Source organism: Symbiopectobacterium sp. Eva_TO, assembly GCF_053848865.1.
Genome location: NZ_JBSPEY010000004.1, coordinates 789,643 through 808,395, shown reverse-complemented (window position 1 = coordinate 808,395; position 18,753 = coordinate 789,643). Strand labels below are relative to the sequence as shown.

The 18,753-nt window shown below is 53.6% G+C and carries 18 protein-coding genes and 1 pseudogene; 5 read left to right on the top strand and 14 right to left on the bottom strand.

The genetic code is table 11. The features are described 5' to 3' along the window. The first annotated feature begins 35 nt into the window (after positions 1-35). The 3 genes and pseudogenes from ACWWJF_RS06160 to ACWWJF_RS06150 all read left to right on the top strand — a co-directional run. A protein-coding gene (locus ACWWJF_RS06160; RefSeq protein ID WP_455868966.1) for an IS3 family transposase occupies positions 36-1,204 on the top strand; the annotation gives its coding sequence in 2 pieces (ribosomal slippage) (positions 36-291 and positions 291-1,204; 1,170 coding nt in all). Further along, entirely contained in the window at positions 1,201-1,533 is a 333-nt protein-coding gene (locus tag ACWWJF_RS06155; protein WP_455868965.1) for a tyrosine-type recombinase/integrase, read from the top strand. Before ACWWJF_RS06160 ends, ACWWJF_RS06155 begins: the two co-directional genes overlap by 4 nt. 72 nt (positions 1,534-1,605) lie before the next feature. Continuing rightward, positions 1,606-1,731, top strand: a pseudogene (locus ACWWJF_RS06150) (L-talarate/galactarate dehydratase); the annotation flags it as partial. A gap of 305 nt (positions 1,732-2,036) precedes the next feature. Here ACWWJF_RS06150 and fre read toward each other — a convergent pair. Together fre and ubiD are read right to left on the bottom strand one after the other, a co-directional pair. Further along, positions 2,037-2,738, bottom strand: a complete 702-nt coding sequence (fre, locus tag ACWWJF_RS06145; RefSeq protein WP_455868964.1) for an NAD(P)H-flavin reductase — start codon at positions 2,736-2,738, stop codon at positions 2,037-2,039. A gap of 54 nt (positions 2,739-2,792) precedes the next feature. Beyond that, positions 2,793-4,280 carry a 4-hydroxy-3-polyprenylbenzoate decarboxylase gene (gene ubiD / locus ACWWJF_RS06140; RefSeq protein ID WP_455870957.1) on the bottom strand — a complete coding sequence of 496 codons (1,488 nt, stop codon included), beginning with the start codon at positions 4,278-4,280 and terminating at the stop codon, positions 2,793-2,795. Positions 4,281-4,427: 147 nt separating this feature from the next. Here ubiD and rfaH point away from each other — a divergent pair, with 147 nt between their 5' ends. Further along, the gene (gene rfaH / locus ACWWJF_RS06135) at positions 4,428-4,916 is read left to right on the top strand and encodes a transcription/translation regulatory transformer protein RfaH (protein ID WP_455868963.1); all 489 of its coding nucleotides are present in this window, start codon (positions 4,428-4,430) and stop codon (positions 4,914-4,916) included. An 81-nt stretch (positions 4,917-4,997) separates the two neighbouring features. On the opposite strand, the gene hemB is transcribed toward rfaH, so the two are convergent. From hemB to argC, 12 genes are all read right to left on the bottom strand, one after another. Further along, positions 4,998-6,020, bottom strand: coding sequence for a porphobilinogen synthase (hemB, locus tag ACWWJF_RS06130; RefSeq protein ID WP_455868962.1), 1,023 nt, complete (start codon positions 6,018-6,020; stop codon positions 4,998-5,000). A 15-nt stretch (positions 6,021-6,035) separates the two neighbouring features. Then, complete coding sequence (gene tatD, locus ACWWJF_RS06125; RefSeq protein ID WP_455868961.1) at positions 6,036-6,791, bottom strand: 3'-5' ssDNA/RNA exonuclease TatD; 756 nt, start codon at positions 6,789-6,791, stop codon at positions 6,036-6,038. Between the two features lie 107 nt (positions 6,792-6,898). Continuing rightward, the gene (gene tatC / locus ACWWJF_RS06120) at positions 6,899-7,681 is read right to left on the bottom strand and encodes a Sec-independent protein translocase subunit TatC (RefSeq protein ID WP_455868960.1); all 783 of its coding nucleotides are present in this window, start codon (positions 7,679-7,681) and stop codon (positions 6,899-6,901) included. 3 nt (positions 7,682-7,684) lie between these two features. After that, positions 7,685-8,314 (bottom strand): Sec-independent protein translocase protein TatB, encoded by a 630-nt coding sequence (tatB, locus tag ACWWJF_RS06115; RefSeq protein ID WP_455868959.1) that lies wholly within the window; start codon positions 8,312-8,314, stop codon positions 7,685-7,687. A gap of 3 nt (positions 8,315-8,317) precedes the next feature. Then, complete coding sequence (gene tatA / locus ACWWJF_RS06110; RefSeq protein WP_455868958.1) at positions 8,318-8,593, bottom strand: twin-arginine translocase TatA/TatE family subunit; 276 nt, start codon at positions 8,591-8,593, stop codon at positions 8,318-8,320. Positions 8,594-8,833: 240 nt separating this feature from the next. Beyond that, positions 8,834-10,477 carry a ubiquinone biosynthesis regulatory protein kinase UbiB gene (ubiB, locus tag ACWWJF_RS06105; protein WP_455868957.1) on the bottom strand — a complete coding sequence of 548 codons (1,644 nt, stop codon included), beginning with the start codon at positions 10,475-10,477 and terminating at the stop codon, positions 8,834-8,836. Beyond that, a complete protein-coding gene (gene ubiJ, locus ACWWJF_RS06100; protein ID WP_455868956.1) occupies positions 10,474-11,082 on the bottom strand; it encodes a ubiquinone biosynthesis protein UbiJ in 609 nt (202 codons plus the stop codon). Before ubiJ ends, ubiB begins: the two co-directional genes overlap by 4 nt. Before the next feature lie 24 nt (positions 11,083-11,106). Next, a complete protein-coding gene (gene ubiE / locus ACWWJF_RS06095; protein WP_455868955.1) occupies positions 11,107-11,862 on the bottom strand; it encodes a bifunctional demethylmenaquinone methyltransferase/2-methoxy-6-polyprenyl-1,4-benzoquinol methylase UbiE in 756 nt (251 codons plus the stop codon). 263 nt (positions 11,863-12,125) lie between these two features. Continuing rightward, positions 12,126-13,688 carry a DNA recombination protein RmuC gene (gene rmuC, locus ACWWJF_RS06090; protein ID WP_455868954.1) on the bottom strand — a complete coding sequence of 521 codons (1,563 nt, stop codon included), beginning with the start codon at positions 13,686-13,688 and terminating at the stop codon, positions 12,126-12,128. A gap of 215 nt (positions 13,689-13,903) precedes the next feature. After that, entirely contained in the window at positions 13,904-15,274 is a 1,371-nt protein-coding gene (gene argH, locus ACWWJF_RS06085; RefSeq protein ID WP_455870956.1) for an argininosuccinate lyase, read from the bottom strand. A 109-nt stretch (positions 15,275-15,383) separates the two neighbouring features. Then, positions 15,384-16,157, bottom strand: coding sequence for an acetylglutamate kinase (argB, locus tag ACWWJF_RS06080; protein WP_222159753.1), 774 nt, complete (start codon positions 16,155-16,157; stop codon positions 15,384-15,386). Between the two features lie 23 nt (positions 16,158-16,180). After that, entirely contained in the window at positions 16,181-17,185 is a 1,005-nt protein-coding gene (gene argC, locus ACWWJF_RS06075) for an N-acetyl-gamma-glutamyl-phosphate reductase (RefSeq protein ID WP_455870955.1), read from the bottom strand. A gap of 241 nt (positions 17,186-17,426) precedes the next feature. Between argC and argE the strand changes: the two genes are divergently transcribed. After that, on the top strand, positions 17,427-18,575 hold the full coding sequence (gene argE, locus ACWWJF_RS06070; RefSeq protein WP_455868953.1) for an acetylornithine deacetylase: 1,149 nt from the start codon (positions 17,427-17,429) through the stop codon (positions 18,573-18,575). Positions 18,576-18,753: the final 178 nt, after the last annotated feature.

Genomic DNA, 18,753 nt, shown 5'->3' with positions numbered 1-18,753 from the left:
GATATGCTCACCTCATCAACACGACAGGTGACCTCATGGGTAAACATTTTACGGCGGAATTTAAGCTCGAAGCCGCAAAGCTGGTTGTCGACCACGGCTACACATACGTTAAGGCCGCAGAGGCGGTTAATGTCAGCCATTCTGCCATTAGTCGCTGGGTCAATAAGCTTCGCCTTGAACGACAGGGAAAAACGCCAACGGGACTTCCTCTTACCCCTGAACAGCTCGAGCTGCGTGAGATGAAGAAAAAAGTCCAATGCCTTGAAATGGAGAACGAAATCCTAAAAAAGGCTACGGCGCTCTTAATGTCGGACTCACTCAACGGTTCACGGTAGTCGACAGGCTGAGGGCGCGATACCCGGTCACGGCGTTGTGCCAAACTTTTGAGGTACATCGCAGCAGCTACAGGCACTGGCAGGCTTCCGCTAATGAACCCGACGGTGAGCGCGTGGTTAAGTGTAGCCGCGTCATGGAAGCCTGGAACGCCAGCGGCGGCTCTGCCGGCGCTCGAAGTATCGCGACCATCGTCACCGGCAGCTCCGGTGTCAAAATGGGGCGCTGGCTGGCTGGCAAGCTGATGAAGGAGCTGGGTATCGCCAGCTGCCAGCGACCGGCTCACAAATACAAACGCGGCGGCAATGAACTCGTTGAAATACCGAACTATCTCAACCGCCAGTTCGCGGTTACCGCGCCGGATCAGGTCTGGTGCGGCGATGTGACCTACATCTGGACGGGCAAATGCTGGGCTTACCTTGCGGTGGTGCCAGAGCTGTTCGCCCGCAAACCGGTGGGCTGGGCCATGTCGACGTCGCCGGACTCGGCGCTGACAGTTAAAGCGTTGCAGATGGCCTGGGAACTCCGGGGACAACCAACAGGAGTCATGTTCCACAGCGACCAGGGCAGCCACTATACCAGCCGTCAATACCGGCAAGCCCTGTGGCGCTGCCGGATAAAGCAGAGTATGAGTCGGCGGGGTAACTGCTGGGATAATGCGCCAATGGAGCGGTTCTTCCGCAGCCTGAAGACAGAATGGGTGCCGACAAAGGGTTACAACAGCTTCAGCGAAGCCCAGGACGCGATTATCCGCTACATCACGGGGTATTACAGCGCTATCCGGCCTCACTGGTATAACGGCGGCTTAACTCCAAACGAATCTGAGCGACTGTTCTACATACAGTCTAATGCGGTGGCCAATATTAGTTGACCACTACATGCCTCAATTTATGCCTTGCCGATGTACTGAACCAGTTCAGTGAATTAAACAACGGCGTAGCGCATGTCGTCGCAGACGCTAAACACCAGCAATTTTCTCAGGACACGATTTCCAGAGCATTTTTGAAAGCACGTCGATTATCAGGACTAACGTGGCAAGGAAAAGCGCCTTCATTTCACGAAATCAGGAGCCTTGCAGCGCGTCTATACACTGATGAGAAAGGGAGGGATTACGCGCAAAAACTGCTAGGACATAAGTCATCCGAGATGACCGATAAGTACCGTGATGTAAGAGGGTCGGAGTGGGCTGAGATTGAATAATTTCGATCGAATTTCGAGTAATTTCGATCGATTGCTTGTAACTATCTGAATCTAAATGCCGTAATTTTCATCCCGCTGTTTAACGAACAGCTGGAACTGCGTGATGGGCGGATGTGGGTCTCTGACCGTCCGGGATTGGGCTTCACCATCAGCGAGCAGGCGCGGCGCTGGACGGTGCAAACCTGCGAATTCAAGTAATCGGTAGCGCATCCCGTTGCGGCTCTGCCCATATCGTTATACACATCGTTCTAACGCACTGTTTAATCAATGAGTTACGGGTTTATCTCAGAGTGGCATTTTGAACCTCAAAAAGCCAATGGGATGGCTTGAATGCCTTAATTCACGGGGTTCTGAGCATCCTGTTCAAAAAATGGCCAAAAGATGTGTATAACGATATGGGCTCTGCCTGGTCACAACGTAAGATGCTTTGGTGCACCTTTAGCACACGTGCTGTTTCTATCCGTTGATGAACTCCATCGGAAACAGCACGTTTTTTAAGGCACTCAAATGAAGGAGAAGGCGTCGCTGTAGAGGTGATCAATCAACGCACCACGCTCGTTACAGAAGCGCTCGCGGGCAATTTTTGCCATTTCAAAGCGCCCTGCAATGTAGATATCATGACCTGACAGTGTACCGTAATCCTGCAATACCGCGCTGAGCACCGTACCCGTTCTGCCGAGCCACTCCTGTTCCGGCTGCTCAACCACAGGGATAACCTGCAAGTTCGCGTGTTGGCTCACCAGAGCCTGTAGCTCGGTCAAATCATACAGATGCTTGATCTCCCGCCCCCCCCAGTAGATCGCTATCTCGCGCTCGGGTTGATGTGCCAGCACCGTCAGCAGGATAGAACGTGCATAAGAGAACCCCGTGCCGCCGGCAATCAGGATCAGCGGACGATCGCTCTCTTCGCGCAACCAGGCCTCACCGTGGGGGATATCCACCGTTAGCGCGCGCTCTTTCAGAATACGATCCATCACCGCCATCGCATACAAGTTCAGCTCTGAGGCACCCACGTGCAGCTCGATAAACTGCTGTTCCATCGGCGTTGATGCCATTGAGAACGGGCGTTTATCACGCTCATCCATTACCACCATCAAATACTGACCGGCACGGAAAGAGAAAGGGGCTTCCGGCAACAAACGTACCCGATAAACCGTATCCGTTATCGCCTCTACGGATGTCACTTTACAGCTCAATGTTGTCATGCATTCCCTCTAAGGGTGATAAAAGCAAAACGAGTAACAGCGGCACACCATACATCAAGCACGCGGCGGGCTGTCGTTAAAAATGGCAAGCTCATCCCATATGGCATCAATACGGGCACACACATCAGGATCCTTCTTGATGGGATGCCCCCACTCGCGCTGAGTTTCACCGGGCCACTTATTGGTGGCATCCAGTCCCATTTTGGAACCCAGCCCCGACACCGGCGATGCGAAATCCAGATAGTCTATTGGCGTATTTTCCATCAATACCGTATCTCGTGCCGGGTCCATACGGGTGGTAATCGCCCAGATAACGTCTTTCCAGTCACGTGCATTGATGTCGTCATCGCAGACAATGACAAACTTGGTATACATAAACTGCCGCAGGAAAGACCATACGCCCATCATCACCCGTTTGGCATGACCGGCGTACTGTTTTTTCATGGTGACGACTGCCAGACGATAGGAACACCCTTCCGGCGGCAGGTAAAAATCGACAATTTCCGGGAATTGCTTTTGCAAAATCGGCACGAACACTTCATTCAGCGCCACCCCTAATACGGCAGGTTCATCGGGTGGGCGTCCGGTATAGGTGGAGTGGTAAATGGCGTCCTGACGCTGCGTCACATGCGTAACGGTAAACACCGGGAAGTTATCCACCTCATTGTAATAGCCGGTGTGATCGCCATACGGCCCTTCCGCCGCCATTTCTCCCGGTTCAATGTACCCTTCCAGCACAATTTCCGCGCTGGCGGGCACTTCCAAATCATTGGAGAGACATTTCACCACTTCGGTTTTATAACCGCGCAGTAGCCCGGCAAAGGCGTATTCGGAAAGCGTATCTGGCACCGGGGTTACTGCACCAAGGATAGTCGCCGGATCGGCACCGAGCGCGACAGAAACCGGGAAGCGTTGACCGGGATTTTCCTGACAACACTCCTGGAAATCCAACGCGCCGCCGCGATGAGATAACCACCGCATGATCAGCTTGTTTTTACCAAGCACCTGCTGGCGATAAATACCGATATTCTGACGCGCCTTGTGCGGCCCGCGAGTAACCGTTAAGCCCCAGGTGATCAAGGGAGCAGCATCTTCCGGCCAGCACTGCATAACAGGAATACGGGTCAGATCGACGTATTCCCCAGACCAGACCTGCTCCTGACAAGGAGCCGATGACAGCCGTTTGGTGGGCATATTGAGCACCTGACGGAATTTGGGCATGTTTTCCATCAAGTCTCGGAATCCTTTTGGCGGCTCAGGCTCTTTCAAAAAGGCCAGCAGCTTGCCGACATCACGCAGCGCCGTCACGCTATCCTGTCCCATGCCCATTGCCACCCGCTCCGGGGTGCCAAACAGGTTGCACAGCACGGGCATGGTATAACCGGTGGGATTTTCAAACAGCAACGCCGGACCGCCCGCACGCAGCGTTCTGTCGGCAATCTCCGTCATTTCCAAGTGGGGGCTGACAGGGTGGCGAATGCGTTTCAGTTCCCCCTTCTGTTCAAGAAGCGCGAGAAATTCACGTAAATCACGATATTTCATGCTGATTGTCAATGCAGTCTGTGAAAACGACATTATAAGGTTTCTTGCCAATTCTGTCGCTTCTTCATGCCGCTATTTATCCGCACAGGGTTTTGTTATGCTTCTCTGCAATGCTCATCGACTGACAGATCATCGACACAACACATTATGGAAGCCTGGTATTTATTGTATTGCAAACGTGGGCAGCTGCTGCGCGCCAAGGAACATCTTGAACGCCAGGTCGTTAACTGCCTGAGCCCGATGATCAAAATTGAAAAGATCGTGCGGGGAAAACGCGCGGAAGTCAGCGAGCCACTGTTTCCCAACTACCTGTTTATTGAATTCGATCCCGAACGCATCCATACCACCACGATTGCCGCAACACGGGGCGTCAGCCACTTTATCCGTTTCGGCGCGCTGCCTGCCGTCATCCCCGTGACCGTCATTACCGAACTGACGCAACACCCGGTACAGATGATTCACGATCCACAAACACCGTATCCCGGGGACACCGTGCTGATCACCGAAGGGGTGTTTACCGGGCTACAGGCGATTTACAGTGAACCTGACGGTGAAGCACGCTCCATGCTGCTGCTCAATTTTTTCAACAAGCAGGTGCCGCAAAGCCTCGATAATCGCCAGTTCAAAAAGCTGTAGTCAGGCGTAACCGACAAAATAAACGCCGCCGGTGAGAACACTCACGGGCGGCGAACGAATTGGTCTGAGTGGATAGGACGATTAGCGGGAAAGCTGTTCGTCACCCAACCATTGTGCGACCTGCTTGGCAAAATAGGTCAGCACGCCGTCTGCCCCTGCGCGTTTGAAGCACAGCAGTGACTCCATCACCAGCGGCTGCTCCTGAAGCCAGCCGTTGCGAATGGCCGCCATGTGCATGGCATATTCACCGGAGACCTGATAGGCAAAGGTCGGCACGCCAAACGTTTCTTTAACACGATGCAGCACATCAAGATAGGGCATACCGGGTTTCACCATCACCATGTCCGCGCCTTCCTGCAAATCCTGGGCAACTTCCTGTAAGGCTTCATCCCCGTTGGCCGGGTCCATCTGATAGGTTTTTTTGTTACCCCCCTTCAGATTGCTTGCCGAACCTACCGCATCGCGGAAAGGCCCATAGTAGCAAGACGCATATTTTGCCGAGTAAGCCATGATCTGGGTGTTCACCAGATGCTGCGCTTCCAGCTCGGCGCGTATGGCACCTATGCGCCCATCCATCATGTCGCTTGGTGCAATGATTTCTGCACCCGCTTGTGCATGACACAGCGCCTGACGCACCAGAACGGATTTGGTGATGTCATTGATCACATAACCATCTTCATCAATAATGCCGTCTTGCCCATGTGTGGTATAAGGATCCAGGGCAACGTCTGTCAGCAACCCCAGCTCCGGCACTGCATCTTTGAGCGTGCGGATCACACGCGGCACCAGCCCTTCGGGGTTATAGGCTTCTTCGGCGTTCAGCGACTTCTTGTCGGTATCGATCACCGGAAACAGTGAGAGCACCGGGATACCCAGCTTGGCGAGTTCTTCCGCCTCTTTCACCAGTAGATCCAGCGTCATGCGGTATACGCCCGGCATCGAAGGCACTTCCTGACGCTGATTTTTGCCTTCCATCACAAAAACAGGATAAATCAGGTCATTGACCGTCAACTGATTTTCAGCAACAAGGCGACGGCTAAAATCATGACGGCGTAAACGGCGCAGGCGACGGCCGGGAAAAGCGCCAGGAAAAACATTGCTCATAATTATTCTCCAGAATCATGGCAGCCGGAAAATCCGGCGTGCGTTTTCATCTACTTTTTGCCCCAACATACTGGCATCTTCATCGCGCCAGGCAGCAACCTGCTGAACGATATGCGGCAAAAAGCAGGGTTCATTACGCCGGGATGCAGGTTTTGGTGATAAATCCCAGGGTAACAAATAGGGCGCGTCTGTTTCCAATAACAGGCGGTCGATGGGAATCTGTTTTAGCAGATGGCGAAGTGCAATTCCGCGTCGCTCATCGCACACCCAACCGGTGATGCCAATCGAAAGCCCAAGACGCAAGCACTCATCCAACTCCTGTTCAGTCCCCGTGAAACAGTGCAGCACCGCTCCCGGCAGCTTATCCAACCAGGGAGAGAGTAGCGCGATAAAACGCTCATGAGCGTCACGGCAATGCAAGAATACGGGTAACACCAGCTCTGCGGCCAATGCTAACTGCGCGGAAAAAGCGTGTTCCTGCTCATCAGGCGTTGAGAAATTGCGATTAAAGTCCAGTCCACACTCGCCCAGCGCTACAACAGCAGGCTGTTGCGCCAACTGCGAAATCCGTTCCGCCACTGCCGTCGACCAGCAATAGTCTGGGTATTCCTGTGCCAGTGCCAGTGCCAGTGCCAGCGCCTGCTCACTTTCATGCAGGTTGGTCCCAGTGATGAGCATTCCGCTCACCGCAAACGCCTGAGCACGCTCAATGACCAGAGCACGATCGTGAGCAAATTGGCTATTGGTCAGATTGACGCCGATATCAAACATGGACATTCCTGAAGGGTAATGACACTCCCGCTCCGGCGAGCGTGTCCCGAAGGGAAGCAGATGCAGATTGGAGGAAATCCCCGCCTAAGCGGGGATAACAACAGGATTCAGGACGATGGACCTTCGTTGCTTTCTTCTGCCTCGCGCTCTTCCGCCTCATACTGACGGCGTCCTTTCCCCACGTAAAAACGTGAGCAGAACAGGCCGACTTCAAACAACAGGTACATCGGAATAGCTAACAACGTCTGTGAGAACACGTCCGGCGGCGTCAGCAGCATACCGACAACGAAAGCGCCAACCAGCACATAAGGCCGCTTCTTCTTCAAATCTTCAGTGTTGGTCACACCGCTCCAGCACAGCAGTACAATAGCAATAGGTACCTGGAAAGAGACGCCAAACGCCATAAACAGCGCCATCACGAAATCGAGGTAGTTATTGATATCAGTGGCGATTTGCACACCCTGCGGCGCTGTCTTGGCAAAAAAGCCAAACGCCAGTGGGAACACGACAAAGTAGGCAAATGCCATACCCGCATAGAACAGCAGGCTGCTGGAGAACAGCAACGGCATCATCAGGCGACGTTCATGTTTGTACAGCGCCGGCGCGATAAATGCCCAGACTTGATACAACACCAACGGTGCAGCGACAAACACCGACACGATCATCGTGAGTTTAATCGGCGTAAAGAACGGGGAGGCCACGTCGGTGGCAATCATACTAGCCCCGGCAGGCAGTTGTTCAATAAGCGGTGCCGAGACAATCTGATAGATGTCGTTAGCAAAAAAAACCAGCACGACAAATACGCTCAGCACACAAATAATGCTGTTTAACAGGCGCTTGCGAAGCTCAATCAGGTGACTGATTAACGGTTGTGTATCTTCAACGGCCATAGACTAGCGTTCATCAGCAGAGTGTTGGGAAGGCGCGACAGCCGGGGCAGGCGCTGCGCGCTTATTGGGTACATCATCGGTCGGTGCCACGGCAGCGACAGCTGGCGTATTGTTAGGCACAGCCGTTGCAGAAGGCGCTTCTGGTGAGCTATTGACTGCCGCAGGCGGTGCCACATCGATAAGGGATGAGGATGGCGCAGCGGCGGGTTGGTCTAAAGACGGTAACGCTGCTGGCGACGACGCCTGCTCGGCGTTGATAACACCATCATGTGCTGCCTCAGCATCCGCCAACGGCTTATGCGGCACCTCACCCAACTGCGCAGTGGCGCTGTCACCGGGTTTCGCATAACCGCGTCGCGTCGCATCCGCCGCTTCTTTGAGTTCGTCCATAGAGGCTTTCAACTCTGGAGAAAGGTTTTTAAGGCTAGCCTGCTCCACCTTCTTCAAACTGTCCTGCAACTCTTGGAACTTCAACTCTTGGGTCAGCTCATTTTGCACCGTAGACGCCAGCGAGCGCAGCGTTCTGACCCAACCAGCAATCGTTTTAACCGCAACGGGCAGGCGTTCAGGCCCGAGTACTACCAGGCCGATCACCATTACGAGCATCAGCTCACCAAATCCGATATCAAACACCGATTATACCTGCTCTTTGTGCTGGCTCTTCGTTTCTTCTGATTTTACGTCAGCCTGTTGTTCCGTGATGGACTTCGTCGCGAAATCGGCATCCTGCTGTGTTTTTTCATTCTGGTTTGCAGATGCGCTGTCAGCGGACGAAGGTTGGTCATCGCTGATGGCTTTTTTAAAGCCTTTAATCGATGCACCCAAATCGGAGCCTAGCGTTCTCAGCTTGTTAGTACCAAACAGCAGCACCACGATCACCGCAATGATCAACAAGTTCCAAATACCACCCATAGCAATTACCTCTTTTCTACAAAGGGGAGTTATCTATAATCTTTCACACCGCAAACTTTCGTGTGTGCATTTTGTCCAAAAACGAGTCACCGCGCGTTATTCTTACCTAGAGAATGCATGCCCAGAGGATGCGCTCGGTTTGCGTTTCCTGCAACGCTTTTTTCCTGCGGCGGAAAGGCATATAAGGTCAAAGCCGCAACTATTATATACGGCTATTAATAGCGCCTGTCATGATCTGCTTCAACGTGTACGACGCCAACCAATGACCCAGCTCACAACACCAGCGGCCATTAACCCCGCCGAAATCACTTTCGGGAGATCCTGACGCCCCACCAACATGAGTAACCCAGCCAGCAGCAACGTCGCGCCAACGCCAAGTAAATAATGCGACTGACTTTGACGCACTCGCTGCATGCGCAGTTCATCTGTCAGTTGTGTAACACTGTGCCGCAGCAGCCGATGCTGCCGCAAACCATCGTAAATCAACTCGGGAATTTCCGGCAGTTTTTCCGCCCAGAAGGGGGCCTTTTCTTTCAATCCGCGAATCAGTGCAGCAACCCCCATCTGATCTTTCAGCCACGACTCCAGAAAAGGCTTGGCTGTTTTCCATAAATCCAACTGCGGGTAAAGCTGGCGACCTACACCTTCAACGTAGAGCAACGTCTTTTGCAACAAGACCAACTGTGGCTGCACTTCCATGTTGAAGCGGCGCGCCGTATTGAACAAGTTTAATAACACATGCCCAAAGGAGATCTCTGCCAACGGCTTTTCAAAAATGGGTTCGCACACGGTGCGAATCGCAAATTCAAACTCTTCAACATTAGTATCGGCAGGCACCCAGCCGGAATCCACATGCAGTTCAGCAACGCGACGATAATCGCGATTGAAAAAGGCAATGAAGTTTTCTGCCAGATAGCGCTTATCTTCTTTGTTCAATGACCCAACGATGCCACAATCAATACCGATATATTGCGGGTTTTCAGGGTGTTCATAGCTGATAAAAATATTTCCCGGATGCATATCGGCGTGGAAGAAGCTGTCGCGGAACAACTGAGTAAAGAACACCTGCACGCCGCGCTCCGCCAGCAGCGGCATATTGGTGCCGTTGGCTTTCAGCGCCTCAACGTCTGAGACCGGAATACCGTAGATACGCTCCATGACTAGCATGTTTTCACTGCAATAATCCGAATAGATTTCCGGAATATACAGCATCGGGCTGCCATCAAAGTTACGGCGCAATTGAATGGCATTTGCCGCTTCACGCAGCAGGTTTAATTCGTCAAGCAGGGTTTTTTCGTACTCATGCACTACTTCTCGCGGGCGCAAGCGTCGTCCATCCGGTAACAGCATCGGCAACCAGCCCGCCAAACGGTTCATCAGCCGCATATCAGCCTTGATGACAGGGAGGATATCAGGACGAATGACCTTGATAACCACTTCCTGGCCGTTTGTTTTGAGCCGCGCAGTATGTACCTGTGCGATAGACGCAGAGGCCAGTGGCACTATTTCAAAATCATCAAACCAACTTTCGAGTGGAATGCCCCCCATCGAAAGTTCGATCTGCTCACGAGCCAGTTTTCCGTCAAAAGGATCGACGCGATCCTGAAGGATAGCGAGCTGATCGGCAATCTCCGGTGGAAAAAGATCGCGTCGAGTAGACATCATCTGACCGAACTTGATCCACACTGGGCCCAATTCCTGCAACGCCAAACGCAAACGTTCACCAAGCGGTTTGTCCTTATGGCGGTTTGGCATCCAGAACAGGAATTTGCGCCAGATACGCAACGGTAAGGTGATGCGCAAATGCGGGATCAGTTCATCGAGCCCATAGCTCAACATGACGCGAATAATGTGGTAAAGGCGTAGCAATTCACTTGGCGTCATGCGGCAGACTCCAACTTCGCCAGTCGTGCCGCCAGCGTATCGACGTCATCGCTTAACGCGGCCACTTCATCATACCACCAGGCCGCTTCTAAACGCCCAGGCGCAAGCCGCCACTCTTCCGTTACGATTTCTGCCAAATAACGCCGCTGGCGATCGAACAAACGGGCCGCACCGCGAAACGCGCCTTGTAATGTCTGACCAATGCCTTGCGCAACAACGTCGCCCGTGTAAGGCGCAAGCCACTCTGCAGGGTCGCACTCTGCCAAATCCAATAGATTGACAAGGTGTTGGACAACCTGCATATCCCCTTCAATGACCAGTTCACCACGACGCATCAGCGATGAAAGCTGCTGGCGATCGCGCAATGTGAGCAATGCGGGTATCCGGGTTTCTAACTGACAATCCGCCGTATCAGCCCACTGGCTTACCACATCAACGCGGTGCTCACCAAAGACCAATACCAGCGGCATTGGCAGCTCTGCTAACACAATTTTGAGCGTTTTTCCCTGTAGTCGCTGGCGCGCCGCTTTCAAGCTACGTTCGCGAAAAAGCAGGCTATTTAACGCCGTTTCCAGCGCGGCAGTCAGCACAGACGTTATCAGCATCAGCGTTTCCCACTATAAAACAACTTAAAATTTGAACCCACGGTGTAACGCGACAATGCCTCCCGTGAGGTTGAAGTAGTTTACACTGTCAAAGCCCGCATCCACCATCATGCCCTTCAGCGTTTCCTGATCCGAATGCATACGTATCGATTCTGCCAAATAACGGTAGCTGCCCGCATCTTTGGTCACCATATCGCCAATACGCGGCAAAACATGGAATGAGTAGAAATCGTAGACTTTGCTGAGCGGTTTCAACATAGGTTTGGAAAACTCCAGCACCAGCAAACGGCCGCCGGGCTTCAGGACGCGGAACATGGAGCGCAGCGCTTTGTCTTTATCCGTCACGTTGCGTAAACCGAAAGAAATGGTGATGCAGTCAAAGTAGTCATCCGGGAAGGGCAGCGCCTCCGCATTGGCCTGCACATAGCTGACGTTATCAATAATCCCCAGATTGCGGAGCTTTTCGCGTCCCACTTTCAGCATGGAAGCATTGATATCGGCCAGCACCACTTCCCCCGCTTCGCCGACCAGACGTGAGAATTTAGCCGTCAAATCCCCCGTTCCGCCCGCCAGATCCAGCACGCGCTGGTCGCGCCGGACGCCGCTGCACTCAATGGTAAATAGTTTCCAGGCATGATGAATCCCGAAGGACATCAAATCGTTCATCAGGTCATATTTTCCCGCTACGGAGTGAAATACGCCCGCTACCATGGCCTCTTTATCGTTTTTATCGACAGTACGAAAACCAAAATGCGTGGTTTTCTCCGGATCGTTCGTCATGTTCTTCGCCCTACTTTTCCAAATCAGAATTGTGGTCAATCCCCTTTGCGCACTCTCGGCTAGACTCACAGCTCACATTGCGCTGTCGAGCGTTATGCGCAACACGAGCTTGGCGTGTCTGTGTGCGTTTCGCATCAACAATCGAAGAGGAACATCGAATTTTGAAACTACCCCTTAATGGGGAGAGTGTAACAGACCAGGCTTAAAAACCCATCGCTCTGATGCACTGAATAAAGTTGTAAAACGTGAACATACGCAACGCATCACAGCTGGTTCGATATTCCCACGTCTGCACTGGCAGGTTGTTCTCCGCTGGTCGGGATGTCAGTTTGCATTGCTTCAGACGGCTGAGACAGCCGCCCGGTCTCGTCGTTAGCCTCAGCAGAGAGCACCGCTTGCTCTGCCACGTTGGGGTTTATGGTACGCTTAACCTCAACACCAAGGGAACGGAAACCTTCTACCAGGGCTATCAGATTACCGCGCCCGGAAGCCAGTTTGTTCATAGCCTGCCGATAGCTAACCTGTGATTTATCCAGACTTTGCCCCAATGCCGCCATGTCTTCCACAAAGAGGCGCAGTTTATCGTACAGCCGAGAGGCACGATCGGCGATCTGCTGCGCATTGCGGCTTTGCTGTTCATAACGCCACAGATTGGTGATGGTACGTAACGCGACGAGCAGCGTGGTAGGGCTTACCAGCATGATGTTGTGTTGCAGGGCTTCGCTGATCAATTCAGGATGGCGGTCGATAGCAACCAGAAAAGCAGGCTCGACGGGGATAAACATCAGCACATAGTCCAACGAGCGCAGCCCCGGCAATTGCTGATAGTCCTTATTGCTCAGCAGGCGGATATGCCCGCGCACGGAGGCGATATGCTCGTTGAGTGCGCTGGCGCGTTCCCCTTCGTCCTCGCTGTTAAAGTAGCGCTCATAGGCCACCAGCGACATCTTGGCATCAATCACCACATCTTTGCCCTGTGGGAGACGAACGATCACATCCGGCTGCATGCGTCCGTTTGCGCTCGTCTGGATACTGACCTGCGTTTGGTATTCATGGCCTTCACGCAGGCCCGAAGCCTCAAGCACGCGTCCCAGCACCACTTCGCCCCAGTTCCCCTGGGTTTTATTATCGCCTTTCAGGGCTTTCGTCAGGTTGACCGCTTCTCGCGCCATTTGCACGTTGAGTTGCTGCAACTGGCGAATTTCATGCGCCAGCGTGTGGCGCTCACGCGCTTCACTGCCGAAACCCTCCTGGACCTGACGACGAAAACCGTCCAGTTGTTCCCGCAGCGGCGTCAGCAGTTTATCAAGGCTCTGTTGATTTTGTTCATCCACCCGGCGACCGCTGTGCTCAAAAATCCGGTTAGCCAGATTTTCAAACTGTGTAGTCAGGTGTTGCTCACTGTTGATTAACAAGCGCTGTTTTTCCTCAGCAGCGAGGCGCGTCTCTTCCAGACGGATGGTGACTTCACGCAGTTCCGCTTCCTGCGCACCGTTTGCTTCGCGCAGCGCGCGCAATTCCTGGTTGAGCTGGTTGCACTCCTCTTGCAACCGGGCCATGACCAGCAGCTTTTCCTGATGGGCGGTGAGTTTACCGTGCATCAAACGCAGTTCCATATCATCCTGACGCAGGCGCTGTTCGTCCTTATCACGCGCAAGCTGAAGCTCACGTACCGCGCTTTGTGCCTGCTGTAACGCTTGTTCTTGTATACGTTGTTCCGTTTCTTGTCGGGCGCGGCGTTGCTGGTAACGCAGGCTGGCAACCAGCCATCCCACCAGCACTCCGACCGCCCCGCCGCCTACACCGTAAAAGAGGGTGATATCCACGTCGCATTCCTTTCGTTATCGCCACTGTCCGTCAAGGTAAAGTGATACTGTATGTATGTCCAGAAAGAATAGCGCAGGCCAACGTAAAGCGGCATCGTTGTCGGCGGTGAAATGGTTAAAATGCGAGGCGTCTTGCGTTATGACTTATGGTTATTGGCTGAATAAAAAAGGGCCGGAAATCCGGCTCTGATACAGGTGACAGAGCGCTATCAGCGTTACAGACGCCCTTTGGCGTCGGCAATCGCCTGTGCTACCTGCTGTGGTGACACACCGCCTTTGGCCGCGCGTTTTTCCAGACAGGATTGCAGCGACAGGATGGGATACACGTCATCGCCAATGGTGGCACTGAATTTCTGCAAATCCGCCAGCGGCAATGCTTCCAGAGGCTTACCCTGCCGAATTGCTTCCACCACGGCTTCACCGACAATGTGGTGCGCTTCGCGGAACGGAACGCCTTTTGCCACCAGATAGTCTGCCAGTTCGGTCGCATTGGCGTAACCCTGCTGCGCCGCTTCCTGGCAGCGTGGACGACGGACCTGAATGCCTTCAAACACCAGTGCCGCCATCATCAGACAGTCATGCCAAGTATCGAGCGCGTCGAACAGCCCTTCTTTGTCTTCCTGCATGTCCTTGTTGTACGCCAGCGGCAAGCCTTTGAGCGTCATCATCATGCCGGTCAGCGCGCCTTGCACTCGACCCGATTTACCGCGGATCAGCTCCAGCGCATCCGGGTTTTTCTTTTGCGGCATCAGGGATGAACCGGAGGTCACACGATCGGACAGTTCAACAAACCCGGATTCACCGCTGTTGAAGAAGATCAGATCTTCGGCAAAGCGTGACAGGTGCACCATGCCGATCGAGGCATTAGAGAGCAGTTCCAGCACGTGATCGCGGTCTGACACCGTGTCCAGACTGTTACGCGTGGCAGACGCAAAACCCAGCCAGCCTGCCAGTTGCTCACGATCGATAGGATAGGCCGTCCCTGCCAACGCGCCGCAGCCCAATGGGCTGACATCAAGGCGTTTTAACGTATCTTCCAGGCGGCTTTCATCGCGTGCCAGCATTTCATGGTAAGCCAGACACCAATGGGCAAAGGTCACCGGTTGAGCGCGCTGCAAATGGGTGTAACCTGGCATCACCGCATCCTGATTCGCCTCAGCGGTAGCCACCAACGCGGAACGCAGTTGGCGCACGGCCAGTTGCAGTTCGCTGATTTGCGCTTTACACCAAAGTTTAAGATCGGTGGCGACCTGATCGTTACGGCTGCGGCCAGTGTGGAGTTTTTTACCCAAATCGCCCACTTTGTCGATCAGTTTCTGCTCTACCCAGCTATGAATGTCCTCGGCGTCGCTTTGCAGAATCTGTTCCGGATCAGCTTGCACCTCGGCCAGCAGCGCATTCAGAGCCTGCTCTAACTGCTGCTGTTCCTGTTCGCTGAGAACATTGACCGTCACCAGCGCTTTTGACCAGCCGATGGAGCCGACGATATCTTGCTCCGCCAGACGGTAATCAAACCGCAGCGAGTCATTAAATTGTTTGAACCGCTGATCTGCCGCCTGACTGAAACGACCGCCCCACAACGCCATAACCGATACTCCCAAAATGTGCTTCAATGTCTTGTAACCATGCGGGCGGACCCGCATGCTCGCTTCCGTTGCCTTTCAGCCAACGGAAATGTCTTACAGATTAACAGATTTACGCCAGAATCCGCGTGCCAATCGGCGTGCCGTTAAACAGCGCGGGCAGTTGATCGGCATGACGCCAACTGGCGATATCTACCGGGCGACCCAGCGCGCGAGCCGCATCCAGCGCCGCGTTGACTTTAACGATCATGCCATCGGTAATAATCCCCTGCGCAATCAACTGCTCTGCTTTCTGCGCGGTCATTTCCGCAATACGTTGCCCCTTACCATCGAGGATACCGCTCACGTCCGACAACAGGATTAAATCGGCACCCAGCGTCTCCGCGAGCGCGGTTGCGGCCTGATCGGCGTTAACGTTCATCAAATCGCCTTGTTCGGTAATACCGATAGAACTGACGATTGGCAGATACCCGGCGCTCAGCAGCGCATTGGGCAGATCGGCAGAACCCGCCTGTGCTTTACCCACGTAACCCAAGGATTCATCCAACTGCGTTACCGTGGTCATGCCGCCATCCGCCAGACACAAACCCACCGCGTTGATGGCGTGTTTCTTCGCCCAAGCCAGCAGCGTTTTATTGGCCGAACCCGCCAGCGCACCGGTGATGATGTCGATCTGATCCGCTGGTGTCACGCGCAGCCCATTTTTCTTCACTACGGGTAGCGCCAGTTTTTTCATCAGGTCATCCACCAGGCAGCCGCCGCCGTGCACAATGACCAGCGGGCGCTGGTATTGCTCACGATAGGCAACCAGCGCCGTAAACAGACGCTCCAGCGCTTCTTCGCTGTCCAGTAACACACCGCCCAGTTTGATAATTAACGGATTCATCGCTTTCGTGCCTCAGGATTATGTCAGAGCAAAGATTGGGTTTCAGGGAAACCAAAACGAATATTCAGGCACTGTACAGCTTGCGCCGCCGCGCCTTTAAGCAGGTTGTCTTCCGTAGCGACCACGATCAGGTGCTCATCCTGTGCGGAGAAACCGATATCACAAAACGGCAAGCCAACAACCGATTTTAGCGCCGGAACCCATTTATCGTAGAGGCGCACCAGCGGTTTGTCGTGATAGGCATTGTGGTAAGCTTCCGCCACATCCTGCGCGCTGACCCCAGGCTTCAGGCGACAGGTAATGGTCGCCAGAATCCCGCGCGCGAAATTCCCCAGATGCGGCGTGAAGATAACCGGAATGCCCAGGTGGGTCGCAATTTCGGGTTGATGGCGGTGATTGAACACGCCATAAGGTTGCAAGCTCACCTCGCAGAAGCTGCTGGTGAGCGACGCTTTACGTCCGGCTCCGCTCACACCGCTGACCGCATTGATAACCGGCCACTGGTCGGTGTTGAGCAGTTGCGCATCCACCAGCGGTTTCAGTGCCAGCTGTGACGCCGTCGGGTAACAACCGGGGACGGCAATCAGCTGCGCTTGCTTGACGCGCTCCGCCTGAAACTCGGCCAGGCCATACACCGCCTGCGCCAGCCAGTCAGCGTGTTGATGCTCGAAACCGTAGTAGCGGCGATAAAATTCAGCATCCTGCACGCGAAACGCACCGGAGAGATCGAACACCACGCAGCCTGCGGCCAGAAACACCGGCGCAAGATCGTGACTCACTTTATGGTCGGTCGCCAGAAACACCACATCGATGCCTTTGGCGGCTTCGGCGGCATCCGTCAGCGCCTGTACCGGCAAATCGATGATGCCTTTCAGTTGAGGGTGCAGATCAGAAATGCGTTTGCCCGCATCAACGCTCTGCGCGGATACCGCAAGTGCGGTAAGGTTCATCTGAGGGTGACGATTCAGATAGAGTGCAAGTTCAGCGCCAGTATAACCGCTTGCGCCAACAATCAACGTATTCAGCATGGGATCTGCATACCTTCCACTAAAATAATGTAAACAGTGCATCGTTAAAAACAATGTCGTTAAAACAGGGTATCTACAAAACGCCAAACCTGATAACGGTATTCGACCGGTGCAAGTGTAGACTATCATGTAATGTCTCATCCAAGGGTTAGAAACAGTTTCCTTTCGCTACGCGTTATTGTATTTTTATTCAAAATAAATGCATGAATATTGATACTATCCTAACATAAGGCTGTCAACAGTGAAGATGAATTTACCCCCATTTATTGAGCTGTATCGGGCGTTGATCGCGACGCCTTCCATCAGCGCTACCGATCAGGCGCTCGATCAGAGCAATGAAGCATTAATCAATCTGCTCGCCGGATGGTTTGCCGATTTGGGCTTTCACGTTGAGGTACAGCCAGTGCCCGGTACGCGGCATAAATTCAATCTGCTGGCGCGCATCGGCCAAGGCCAGGGTGGCTTGCTGCTGGCCGGGCATACCGATACGGTGCCGTTTGATGATGGCCGCTGGACGCGCGATCCCTTTACCCTGACAGAACACGATAACAAGCTTTACGGGCTGGGCACTGCGGATATGAAAGGCTTCTTCGCCTTTATTCTGGATGCGCTGCGCGACATCGATCCGGCAACGCTGACCAAACCAATTTACGTGCTGGCCACCGCCGATGAAGAGACCACCATGGCAGGCGCCAAATATTTCTCTGAATCTACGCAGATACGCCCGGACTGCGCCATCATTGGCGAACCAACATCGTTGAAACCGATTCGCGCCCACAAAGGCCATATGTCAAACGCAGTGCGGATTCAGGGGCAATCCGGCCATTCAAGCGATCCTTCGCGCGGCGTAAACGCTATCGAACTGATGCACGATGCCATCTCCCACTTGATGGTGTTGCGCAATACGCTGCAAACCCGTTATCACAACGCGGCGTTCCATATCCCCTATCCAACCATGAATTTCGGCCATATTCACGGTGGCGATGCGGCCAACCGCATCTGTGCCTGCTGTGAACTGCATATGGATATCCGCCCACTTCCAGGATTAACGCTGAACGATTTAAACGGTCTGGTGACGGAAGCGCTGGCGCCAGTGAGCGAGCGTTGGCCGGGACGCGTGAGCGTCAGCGAGCTGCATCCGCCGATCCCCGGCTATGAATGCCCAGTGAATCACGCCTTGGTAGGCGTGATTGAGAAATTGCTGGGCGTGCCCACGGATGTGGTGAACTACTGCACCGAAGCGCCGTTTATCCAGACGCTGTGCCCGACGCTGGTGCTCGGCCCCGGTTCGATCGAACAAGCCCACCAGCCGGATGAATATATCGACACCGCATTTATCGCCCCAACGCATAAGTTGATCACCCTGATGGTGCAACATTTCTGCCGGTAAACGTGAAAGGAGGGGCGTAATAAACGCCCCTAATCTGCGCACAGATGTAATTAAATTTCACCAATTGCCAATCCCACACGAAAGCAGGTACAACAACAGGGGGGTAAAACCATATCGTTATACACATCTTTTGGCCATTTTTTGAACAGGATGCTCAGAACCCCGTGAATTAAGGCAT